Below are 10,941 nucleotides of genomic sequence, written 5' to 3'. Positions count from 1 at the left end.
CGCCAACACCATCGTCGGCGGCGCCGGCGCGGTGGGTGACACCGTCGACGGAGTGGGCGACACGGTCGGTGGCGTCGTCGGCGGAGTCACCGGCCTGGTGCCCGGCGTCCTCGGCAACGGCGGATAGGGCGCCGGTGTCCACGCTGCCCTCACCGCTTCCTCCCACGGAACTCGCGGAGCTCGACGGCCCGCAACTGTCCGCTCTCGCACTGGTTCTGCTCGGCAGCGACCTCGACGAGACCGTGGTCGCCCGAGTACTCGACGTCGAACCCGACCGTGCCCGCGCCGCTGTCGACGCGCTCCGCGCGGACGGCTGGGTCGACGAACGGGACGCGCTGGTTCTGGCGGACCACACGCATCTCACGACAACGCTCGGCGAAAACCGGCTGACCACGCTCGCTCGCCGCCTGCTCACCCATCACGTCGACGGCGGAACGCTCACGCTTCCCGTCGCCCGCGCGATCGCCGCGACCGGCACACCGAGCGACGATCTGAGCCAATTTCTCTGCGCCCAGGCCGAACTCGCCGAACCGGCCACCGCCGTCGCGTTGTATTCCGAAGCCTGCCGGGTCGGCAGGCTCGGCGACAGTGCCGTCGTCGCATACGCCGAGGCCAGCGCCCTGAACGGCGACCTCGACACCGCGGTCGGCCTGGCCGATTCGGTCCTCGAACGGTCCGGCACCGTCGGCGATGCGGAACTCGCTGCGGCGGTCAGGATTTCGGCCGCCGGCGCCGCGTTCTGCGGCATGATCGATCGCAGCGCCGAACTGTACGCCTGGCTCGGCGCCGACCGGGCGGGCGCCGACGCCTCCCTCGCGGCCGCCGTCCTGGTGGTGGCAGGGCGACTCGACGACGCCGAAGCCGTCCTCGCCACCAGCGCGGGCGCACCCCCCACCGCCGCCACCGCCGGAGCCGCACTCGTCGCGACCGGACTCGTCCAATCGGTGACCGCGTCCGCCAACGCCGCACTGAACTCACTGACGCGTGCGCTGTCGCTGCCCGGTCGCGCGTCCCGGCCACGGGTGCTTCCCGACTCCCCCGCCGCGATCACCGCCCTCGCCGCGCTCCACTGCGGCGAACTCGCCCACGCGGACGCCGTCCTCGCCCGGGCACGGGAGACCGAACGGCCCGGCAGTGTCACCGCGAACCGGCATCAGCTGCTCACCGCCTGGACATCCATGGTCCGCGGCGACCTCGCCGCGGCGCAGTCCCGGCTCGACGGCCTCGACGCCGCGTCGATGCGGCAACGCGATCTGCTGTTCGTCCACGGCCTGCGGGTCGGGCTGGCCCGGCGCACCGGCGACAACGCGGCACTGCTCCAGGCCTGGGCGGGCGCGCAGGGCATGCTCGCCGAGTACTCGGTGGACCTGCTGAGCCTGCTGCCGCTCGGCGAACTGTGGCTGACATCGATCCGGGTCGGCGAACCCGCCCGGATCACTCACCTCGTCGAGGACGCGCAATCGTTGCTGCGGACGCTCGGCGAGCCGGCGATGTGGGGTTCGGCGCTGCACTGGTACGGCGTGCAGGCCTCGATCCTCGCCGAATGCCCCGCAGATCTGATGCCCCACGCCCGCGCACTCGGCGAGGCTGCCAAGGTCAGCACGTACGCGTCCGGGCTCGCCACCGCCGGTCGCGCCTGGCTGCGTGTGCTGCAGGGCGACATCGATGCCGCATCCGTCGAGGACGCGGCCCGCACCCTCGACCGGATCGGCCTGCCGTGGGACGGTGCGCGCCTCGCGGGGGAAGCCGCGCTGCGCGCGTCCGACACGAGGGTCGCGACCACGCTCCTGCAGGTCGCGAGGGCCCTGCGGCAGCCGACGTCCGCGGGCAACGGCACCGACTCCGCGGTCGTGTCGAGTCCGAGCACACCGGGATCGCTCACCGACCGCGAGGCCGAGGTGGCCGAACTGCTCGTCCAGGGGCTGACGTACCGGGAGATCGGGTCGCGCCTCTACATCTCCGCCAAGACCATCGAGCACCACGTCGCGCGGATCCGGCGGCGGCTGGGCGCCGGGTCGCGGTCCGAGCTGTTGTCGATGCTGCGTGCGATGGGCCACGGGTATTCCGCCGACTCCTGACCCGTGAGTACTTATTAACCGCGGGTGGTTAATAAGTACTCACGGGCGCCGGAGGCGCAGCAGCGCCCGGTGTAACCATTCGACCGCGGCAGGCGACACACTGTGCACATGGTGCGATGACGCACTCCCTCGAACTGTGCCAGTAAGGATCTTTCATGACCACCGGAGTCGGACTCACCGTCGGCGATGCGGTTTCCACAGCGGTGGTGACCGCTTCCGGAACCGACGTGAGGACGATCGAACACCCGTCCGTCCTGTTCACGGCCCCGGACGGCACGGTTCAGCTCGGCGACCCCGGCACGGAATCGAYGGGCGCCGTCCGCGACTTCCTGGCCCGCGTCGGTGAGCCCGCGGGCATCGAGTACGCGGGTTCGCTGACCCGCGCCGAGGACCTCGTCGCGACGGCGATGTTCTGCCTCTTCCGGGAGGCCGCGGACGGACTGTCGGGGACGGTGAGGGTCACCGCGACCCATCCGTCGGACTGGGCGCCGGAGATCGTCACGAAGCTGCGCGAATCCCTCGACTACATGGGTCTGGGCGAGGCAACGCTCATCCCGGAGTCGGTGGCGCTCGCCGCCTCGCCGGAGTCCCCGGCCCACGGCGCGGCACTGCTGGCGGCCGGGCTGGCACTGACCGACGAGGACACGAGCGCCGACACCGAGTCGATTCCGGTCGTCGAGGCCCCGATGCACACCGCGTACTCCGCGGTGACGGCGGTGCCCGCAGCCGCGGCCGCGGCCGCTGCCGCGTATCCGCCCGCCGAGACCGAGGCGTCCGCTCCCACGAGTACACCGACGCCACCCGCCAAGCGCAYGAACCGTCGGCCGCTGATCATCGCCGGTGTCGCCGCGGCCGCACTGGTGGTGGCAGGTGGGGCGCTCGCGTTCGCGCTCACCGGCAACGGCAGCACCGCGGTCCCGACGATCCAGGACGCCCAGACCGCGTCGGTGACGACGTCCAGCGCACGACCCACGACGGCCGCTTCCGTTGTCTTGCCGACGGCGAGCACGCAGGAGGTGGCCGTGACGACGGAGGTTCAGGCCCCCGTCCCGGTCGCTCCGCCGCCTGCACCGGTGGAGACGACATCCGTGTTCGTGCCGCCGCCTCCGCCCCCGACGACGACGCCGGTGATCACGCTTCCCTCGATCACCACGGTCACGCAGACCACCACCACGACGACGACCGCCGCGACGACCACGACGACGCCGCCGGAGACGACCACCACCTCAACGACAACCACGACGACCACGCTGAAGGAACCCGCGGCCGCGACCACCACCACGACCACGCCCGCAAAGCCTGCTCTCAAAAGCCCAGGTGAGTGAGGCTCTGGTCACACCTCCCCGACCGTCTGACTCGTCCGTAGCTTAAGGTGGGGCGCTGATACCCACCCCAGAAGGAATCCTCAGTGAACGGATTCCGTGCAGAAGGGATTTCATGCGTAACGTGCTGGCGCACCGCGCCGCTGTTGTAGGCGCCTCGGCAATGCTTCTTCTCTTTCCGTTTTCCACTGCCGCCCAGGCCGACCCTGTTACGCAGCCCGACACCACTCAGCTGAGCGCCGACAAGTTGCCGGCCGAACTCGTCGAGGCCATCACCCGCGACCTGAAGATCAGCCCGCAGGAGTACCTCGACCGCGCCGCGAAGGCACAGGAGCTGGGCAGTTACGCCGAGGACTTCCGGGAGCAGCATCCCGACGACTTCGCCGGGGCCTGGATCGGCCTCGACGGCCAGCCCGTCGTCGCGGTCACCACGAACGAGGCCGCCGACGCCGCAGCCAAGGCCGGGTACGACACCCGCATTGCGCCGGTGTCCGCGAACGGCCTGGAGAAGACCCTCTCCGACGTGAACGGCTGGATCGCGGGACTGCCGAAGGACGTGGCTTCCCAGGTCAACTCCGCGTCGATCGACGTCCTCGAGAACCGCGTCGTCATCGACGTCGTCAACAGCCCCATCGGCCAGGCGCTGAACCTGCCGACGCTGCTTGCGAACGTCAAGGTCATGCTGAGCCCCGGCGGCGGCGGTCCGGTGGAGCGCGGTCCCCTCGCCGGTGACACCTACATCACCACCGCGGGTGAGCTGCCGAAGACGCCGATCTCGGAGATCTCCGTCTGCTCGCTGGGCTTCAACGCCGTGGACGACAGCGGCCAGGCCGTGAACATCAGCGCCGGACACTGCAACCCCGCCGAGGGTCAGCCGTCGCCGGTGTTCCTTCCCAATCACCAGAACGTCGACGACAGCCAGCAGATCGGCGCCTTCTCGAAGTCGTCGGTGGGCAACCCGGCCGACAAGCTGGACTACTCGGTGATCAAGCTCAACGAGGCCGGCGTCAAGGCCGGTCTGGACCGTCCCGCGGTTCGTGGCGCGAACGGCACCACGCTGGAGATCACCGGCACCGCCCGGCCCGTCGTCGGCGCCCCGATCTGCAAGTCGGGCCAGACGTCGTCGTTCACGTGTGGTGTGGTGGCAGCCGATCACGTCGAGACGCAACTGTTCGTCGCCGACGGTTCGAGCCGCGTGGTTAACGGTTTCGCCGGCACGGCCTGCACCCTCGCGGGTGACAGCGGCGGCGCCATCGTCACCGGAACCCTCGCGTTGGGCATCACCAGTGGTTCCAACGCCAGTGGCGCCCCCAACTGCACGGAGGCGAACCTGGTGCTGGCACCGGAGGGTGGCACCGCCAGCCTCGGCATCCCCGTCGCCGACATCGTGGACACGCTCGGATCCGGGATGCGCGTGCGCACCATCTCCGACTAGTTCTGCCCCGCTTCACCCTGTGCCCGGTGTCCGTTCGCTCGGACACCGGGCACAGGTGTGTTCCGGCCTTGTGTCCGCTTTGTCCTGCAGCGTCGTCCACCGAGAGTGTTACAGGTGGGAATAGACGGGGCGAACCCATATAGTCGACTCCGACTGTGTACGGCCTTACCTGTCGGGGGGTCGTATTCGTATGCGCCCGCGAGGCGACTGCGAACAAACAAAAATAGAAAGGCCCCCATGCGAAGCTCCATCGCACGTCGTGCCRCCGTGTTCGGCTCCGCCGCGCTGCTGCTCCTCGGCCCGGTCGCCGCCTCCGCTCAGGCCGATCCGGTCGAGCCCGGAGTGTCCGGCCAGGCCGGCAAGCTTCCCGCGGAACTGATCGACGCGATCCAGCGTGATCTGTCGCTGAGCCCGGACCAGTACCTGGAGCACTCCGAGCTGGGCCAGAAGCTGGCCGAGTTCGCGAAGACCGCCCGCACCCAGTTCCCGGACGCGTTCGCCGGAACCTGGCTCGACAAGGCCGGCACCCCGATCGTCGGGCTCGCCGACGGCGCCGACAAGGACGCTGCGGTCGCCGCGGCCGAGAAGGCCGGCTTCCAGGTGAAGGATGTGGCACAGAGCGAGAGCAGCCTGCAGGCTCAGGTGAAGTCGCTCGACGGTTGGCTGGACACCCAGCCGCCCGCCGTCGCGGATCTCGTTCGCGGTGTGGCCATCGACATCGTGAACAACGATCTCGTGCTCCGCGCCGACAACGTGGGCGGGTTGCAGCTTCCGGACTTCCTGAAGGGCGCACGCGTCGTGCAGTCGCCCGCCACGGCCGCTCCGCTGCCGTCCACCGACCTCACCCCCATCGCCGAACCGCTCCCCGCCGACGCCCTGCTGGGCGGCGACGCGTACGGTTCGCTCGGCGGCGGAGTCGGGCTGCGCTGCTCGCTCGGTTTCAACGGCACCGACAGTTCGGGCGGCCCGGTGAACATCACGGCCGGACACTGCGACCCCAACCGGGACGCTGCCGGCACCTCGGAGGCGTCGGAGGCGTTCTCTTTGGTCCCGGGTGGCACCGGTCCGCGGATCGGCACGTTCGCCAAGACCAGCCTGGACATCCACGACTACTCGATCATCCGGGCCGACGACAGCGCCGCACGCCGGTTCGAGAACAACGGCGTCCGGGTTCCCGGCGCCGCGCCGGTCGCCATCACCGGAACCGCCGACCCGATTGTCGGCGCCCCGGTGTGCAAGTCGGGTCTGACCACCGGTTTCACGTGCGGTGTCGTCACGTCCGTGGCACAGACCGTCTCGGTCGGTGAGCGCACGCTGGCCGACAGCTTCTCGACGAGCATGTGCGCCCTGCAGGGCGACAGCGGCGGCACGATCGTGACCGGCACGCTGGCACTCGGAATCTCGAGCGCGTCCAACGTCGGGCAGTACCCGATCTGCCAGGTCGCGGACGTCGTCACGTTCGTCCTCGGCGAGAGCCCCGAGTTGTTCGCCACGCCGATCAACGAGGTGCTGGCCGAGAACCCGGGTCTGCGCGTGCGCACCTCGTAACGCACTCCGCCTGCGACAGCGGCCCGCTTCCCTCTCGGGAGGCGGGCCGTTGTCGTCGGTCGTGCACTCGGGCCGCGTAGGGCCGGACCGCTCGCGCGTCGCGCAGGGTGGTGCAAGGAACAGTTGTTTTCCGCAGTGATCGAGGACAGCGCGACGCGGGTGGCCGACAGCCAGACGGACATGATCGATCGCCACCTCGGTGAGGTGAACGACCTCGAGTCGGACCTCGTCGCACTCGGCCGTGAGTGGGTCACGATCCCCACCCGGGATTTCGCGGACCATTTCGCTATGGTTCGGCAGTTCAACGCGGAGGCTGCCCACTTCCCGCAGGCCGCGCTCGACGCCTGGCAGGAGGCCGGACCGCGCCGTCGGCGATCGTCACTGACGGGGTCGCGGCCTTCCTCGACGGCTACCGAGCGCGCGGGAAGTGATCAGGTGGTGGGCTCGGGCGCGGGTGGAACGAACGGCGTGTTGATGGTGACGAGGTACTGGATTCCGAGGATCACCAGTGCGGCGCCGCCCACGAAGATGGTTCCCGCCAGCCCGCCGGCGGCGAATCCCGCCAGCAGCCCGCCGAGGCACCCGACCGGCGTGCCGATCACGGTCACGGCGAACAGGCCGCACCCGACCGCGAGACCCACGGCACCGAAGATCACACCGAAGATCAGGCCGCCGATCAGCGTCGCGTAACCGAGGTAGCTGTTGAAGTCGGCGAGAGCCGAATCGTCGCGCTCTTCCTGAGTGTCGAAACCGTCCTGCGCAACCGATTTCAGGGCCGACGCGACGTCGGCGGGAACGTGTGGGGTGAGCGTCACCGTCCGCCCGTCGAGGTCGGCGTCGATCGGATAGACGGCGTCGCCGACGCGAATCGTGAGCGGCAGCGCAGCCACCACCTTGCCGCCGTCGTCCACCACCTCGATCGCTTCCCGGGTGTCGGTGATCCGGAAGGTGCCCGCGTCGATCGACGTGACGACGGACTCCCCCTCGGCGTGCGCCTCGTAGCCGATGTCGGACGAATCCTGCTGCGCCAGTGGAGCTGTGTGTGCGGTCCCCGCGGAGATTCCGAGTGCCGCGACGACGAGGAACGCTGCTCCGGTGACGGCCCGCAGGTTCCGTGCGAACCGGCCGCTCATGCCGTGGGTTCCGGTGCGACGAACGGGCTGTTGATGGTGTTGAAGTACTGGATTCCCAGAACCACCAGGGCGCCACCACCGACGACGATGGTGCCGGCAAGCGCGACGACGGGCGCGACGATCAGCGCACCTCCGATGCATCCGGCCACCGGGCCGGCGAGGCCGAGAAATGGAATCACCAACGCGGCCGTGCCGGGGATGACACCGATCGCGCAACCGATCGCCCCGCCGATGATGGCGGCGACGATCGCGGTGATCGCGCTCGTGATCCCGAGCTGCTGCTGGAAGTCGTCGAGTGCGCGGTCGTCGCGTTCCTGCTTGTCCTGCGGTGCGGCGACGTCGTCGAGGGTCAGCCGCTCCGACACGGGGACGGGGGTCGCTGCCGACGGATCCATGTTCGGGACGAGTCGCAGGACGCGAGCGGTCTCGTCGACCGCAACGGCGAAGGGATGCTGCAGGTCGTCGACCCGGAAGAACGTGGGAATGGACGCGACGACGCGGCCGCCGTCGTCGACCACGTCGACGGTGTCGTTCGCGGCGTTGATCGAGAAGGCGCCGGCGTCGAGGGTGGCCACAGCGGCGTCACCGTCGCGGGCGGTCTGGTAGTTGATGTTCGGGATGCCCTGTTCCGTACCCGGCTGGGGTGCGGCGGCCGGATCAGCGTATGACGTGGCCGCCCCGACACCCATCGCCGCGACGACGAGCAGGGAGGTGGCAGTAAACCGTCGGAGGTTCATCGAGATCCGTTTCGAGAGCAGCGCTGTGACGGACGAAGGTTAGCCTAAGCATGGGCTCACCAGGCAGGTCAGCTCCGTCGGTGTGACGAGGTTCACTTCCGCGAGGCCGCACAAGGACGAACCGCCCGCCTCCGAAGGGAGGCGGGCGGTTCGAGGTACTGCGGGGTGCGGCTACTTCACCCACTTCGCCATACAGGTAGGCCTGCTCACATCTCTCGTGAAGACGTCAGAGCAGCTTCGGTCCGACCGTCACGATTGTGATCACGTAGCCAAAGATGTCGGCCAGGATGCCAAACAGTTCCGCCATGGATTCTCACACCTCTCCTGGGCGCCTGCGCCCTGACAACTGGCTACTTCGCCTTCTTGTCGTTCTTTGCCCAGATCGTGGTGCCCTCGGGCGCCGCAAGCGTCTGGGCCAGCTGGATACCCGCAATGACGAGCGTCGGCCCACCGACTACGACGGTTCCGGCGATTGCGCCGACTGCCGCGAACACCGGGACGGTCGCCAGCGCCACGGGCCCCGCAATCAGGCCGACCAATCCGATCGCGCCTCCCACGACAGTGCCGGCCAGCCCACCGACCGCAGAGGCCAGTGCAAGTTGCTGACCGAAATTGGCCTGCGCACGGGTGTTTTCTTCGACCGAAGCAACATCGTGCAGCGGGAGATCAGCGTCTGCGATCGGCGTCGCCTGTGCGCGATCGACGACCGGCGTCAACGTGAGCGTCTTACCGTCCTCGCTGACCTTCTCTTCGAAGGGGAACTGCAGACCGTCGAACCGGTACGCGAGGGGCAGCGAGACGACGGCATTTCCAGCACCGTCTTCGAGCGCAACAGATTGCCCATCCGACGACACGACGAATGCACCTGCATCGATCTTCGTGACAACGGCACGATCCTCAACGTGAGTCTCGTAGCCGATCTGCCCCTGAGGCTCGGCCGGATCAGCGATCGCAAGCCCAGATCCTGTGGCGAAGATACTCGCCACCAAAGCCGATGTCGTGACGACTCGACGCAACTTCATTCGGTTCCCCTTATAAGTCCAACCCCATCCGTTGCTAAACAGTAACTTGCTGATGTGATAGATCCCAATTGAGACTCGACTCGAGAAAAGTGCCGAAATAATAGTCGGCGAGGGGTTATGAAATTTCGCCCCGGGACGGGACTCCGACCGAATTTGAAGAATGGCACCAGTCGCTGGTGTAGTTATTCCCACAAAAAGCGGGGAACCGGTCGGTTTCTTTGAGCGCGGCCCCACACACGACCCGGCCCCGCCGTGCGAGACACGACGGGGCCGGGTGCTGACGTAAGGGCCCTACTCGTCCCTGTCCGCGTAAATCGACGTCCCCGGAGCGGCGTTGTACGTCTCCCACAACTGATATGCGCTGACGCCGAGAGTCGGGCCGCCGGCGACGATGGTTCCAATAACCCCGCCGATACCGGCTCCGGTCACCAGTCCGGCGACACAGCCAGCGGGAAGTGTTGCGATACAGCCGATTCCGGCCCCGGCAATGGTTCCGACCAGGCTTCCGACCGTGACGGCGATGCCGACCTGCGCACCGAACTGGGCGAACGCCCTGTCGTTCTCCTCACGGGACGCGACGTCGTTGAACGGAAGCGTCCCGGGTGCCGTGGACGTCACGGCCGGCGCCGGCGCCGGAACCGGTCCTGCATGTGACACTCCGGCAGCAAGCCCCATGGCGGCGACCGCCATCCCTGCCGTGACTGCAGCTTGTCTCACGATCATTGATGCCTCATTTCAGGAGCGTCCCGACGAAGTTCTGGTGTGATCGAAGTGCACTGCTCGGCCCCCCGTGTGACCGCTGGCCAGGGCCGGAAAACACGCTCAGAGTAACAGCGGAATCACGGCCGAAATGTTCATTGACGAAAAATTCATCACACCCGCAAGTTACCGATCAGTAGCGATTCAAATGGGTGTAATTCGCGCGAATTGCACGGCCTGAATTACGTCACCCGGGAGGGATTTCGGCAGCGTCGACGTGAGCACCCGAAATAGTTGCCCATCGTTATCCGGTCGCAATGCAAACGCGTCGAATTCGTGACGAAAACGACCGCCGGAGCCCTCTCGCGAAGCAGGCGGGTACCGCTTCCGGCGGCAGCCGGCCGAAGTTAGGGCGACCTTGGGTGAACGCCGCGATTCCGACCCTTTAACGTGGCGAACAGAAAGTCCGATTGTGGCATGCACCACATGCCCCATCGGCGCCCGAGCTGCAGAGATCCCGCTGAGCGCCGGTAAGTTACCCGCAGGTACACTGAATAAGTTACTAGCGGGTAACTTAGCAAGCGTTAGGATCACGAGCAGTCCCGAGGTGGCCGCCCTGCCGCCCTGAAACGAAAGGCCGCGACATGAATGCCCTGACGATCACGTTGGGCACCATCGGCGTGCTGCTGAGCCTCGTATGTTGGTTCTCCTTCATCACTGGCGCATTGAAGATGGTCAACGTCGTCCGGATCGGCCAGTCGGCCCCGGACCGATGGCGTCCCTTCTTCCCGCGCTTCAAGCAGATGTGTGTGGAGTTCATCGCGCACACCCGCATGAGCAAGTTCCGCACCGTCGGCTGGGCTCACTGGCTGGTCATGGTCGGGTTCATGCTCGGAGYCATCGTGTGGTTCGAGGCGTACGGGCAGACGTTCGACCCGGCGTTCCACTGGCCGCTGGTCGGTAACAC

8 protein-coding genes and 1 pseudogene are annotated in these 10,941 nt (G+C 67.8%); 5 read left to right on the top strand and 4 right to left on the bottom strand.

The window, feature by feature from the left end; translation table 11 throughout:
• The first annotated feature begins 134 nt into the window (after positions 1-134).
• The 4 genes from AC1D1G_RS34045 (at position 135) to AC1D1G_RS34030 (ending at position 6,383) form a co-directional block, all read left to right on the top strand.
• A complete protein-coding gene (locus tag AC1D1G_RS34045) occupies positions 135-2,078 on the top strand; it encodes a LuxR C-terminal-related transcriptional regulator (RefSeq protein ID WP_477955523.1) in 1,944 nt (647 codons plus the stop codon).
• A gap of 155 nt (positions 2,079-2,233) precedes the next feature.
• Positions 2,234-3,403, top strand: coding sequence for a hypothetical protein (locus AC1D1G_RS34040; RefSeq protein ID WP_477955522.1), 1,170 nt, complete (start codon positions 2,234-2,236; stop codon positions 3,401-3,403).
• Positions 3,404-3,515: 112 nt separating this feature from the next.
• A complete protein-coding gene (locus AC1D1G_RS34035; RefSeq protein ID WP_283333488.1) occupies positions 3,516-4,835 on the top strand; it encodes a S1 family peptidase in 1,320 nt (439 codons plus the stop codon).
• 237 nt (positions 4,836-5,072) lie between these two features.
• Positions 5,073-6,383, top strand: coding sequence for a S1 family peptidase (locus AC1D1G_RS34030; protein ID WP_477955519.1), 1,311 nt, complete (start codon positions 5,073-5,075; stop codon positions 6,381-6,383).
• A gap of 431 nt (positions 6,384-6,814) precedes the next feature.
• Here the strand turns inward: AC1D1G_RS34030 and AC1D1G_RS34025 are convergent, their stop codons facing one another.
• The 4 genes from AC1D1G_RS34025 to AC1D1G_RS34010 all read right to left on the bottom strand — a co-directional run bounded on the left by AC1D1G_RS34025 (position 6,815) and on the right by AC1D1G_RS34010 (position 9,998).
• Positions 6,815-7,516 (bottom strand): DUF8020 domain-containing protein, encoded by a 702-nt coding sequence (locus AC1D1G_RS34025; protein ID WP_477955518.1) that lies wholly within the window; start codon positions 7,514-7,516, stop codon positions 6,815-6,817.
• Positions 7,513-8,253, bottom strand: a complete 741-nt coding sequence (locus AC1D1G_RS34020; protein WP_477955517.1) for a DUF8020 domain-containing protein — start codon at positions 8,251-8,253, stop codon at positions 7,513-7,515. Before AC1D1G_RS34020 ends, AC1D1G_RS34025 begins: the two co-directional genes overlap by 4 nt.
• Positions 8,254-8,603: 350 nt before the next feature.
• The gene (locus AC1D1G_RS34015; protein ID WP_477955526.1) at positions 8,604-9,275 is read right to left on the bottom strand and encodes a DUF8020 domain-containing protein; all 672 of its coding nucleotides are present in this window, start codon (positions 9,273-9,275) and stop codon (positions 8,604-8,606) included.
• 291 nt (positions 9,276-9,566) lie between these two features.
• Positions 9,567-9,998 carry a hypothetical protein gene (locus AC1D1G_RS34010; protein WP_418339511.1) on the bottom strand — a complete coding sequence of 144 codons (432 nt, stop codon included), beginning with the start codon at positions 9,996-9,998 and terminating at the stop codon, positions 9,567-9,569.
• Between the two features lie 620 nt (positions 9,999-10,618).
• Between AC1D1G_RS34010 and AC1D1G_RS34005 the strand changes: the two are divergent.
• Positions 10,619-10,941 (top strand): annotated as a pseudogene (locus tag AC1D1G_RS34005) (Fe-S oxidoreductase); the annotation flags it as partial.

The sequence above is a fragment of the Rhodococcus sp. P3_B8 genome (assembly GCF_056402775.1).
The sequence above is the reverse complement of the archived record's forward strand: the minus strand, read 5'-3'. Positions and strand labels throughout refer to the sequence as shown.

Excerpts from the sequence above, each read along its gene's own strand:
- AC1D1G_RS34015 (WP_477955526.1), bottom strand. The coding sequence starts at position 9,275 with ATGAAGTTGCGTCGAGTCGTCACGACATCGGCTTTGGTGGCGAGTATC.
- AC1D1G_RS34035 (WP_283333488.1), top strand. The coding sequence starts at position 3,516 with ATGCGTAACGTGCTGGCGCACCGCGCCGCTGTTGTAGGCGCCTCGGCA.
- AC1D1G_RS34025 (WP_477955518.1), bottom strand. The coding sequence starts at position 7,516 with ATGAGCGGCCGGTTCGCACGGAACCTGCGGGCCGTCACCGGAGCAGCG.
- AC1D1G_RS34010 (WP_418339511.1), bottom strand. The coding sequence starts at position 9,998 with ATGATCGTGAGACAAGCTGCAGTCACGGCAGGGATGGCGGTCGCCGCC.
- AC1D1G_RS34020 (WP_477955517.1), bottom strand. The coding sequence starts at position 8,253 with ATGAACCTCCGACGGTTTACTGCCACCTCCCTGCTCGTCGTCGCGGCG.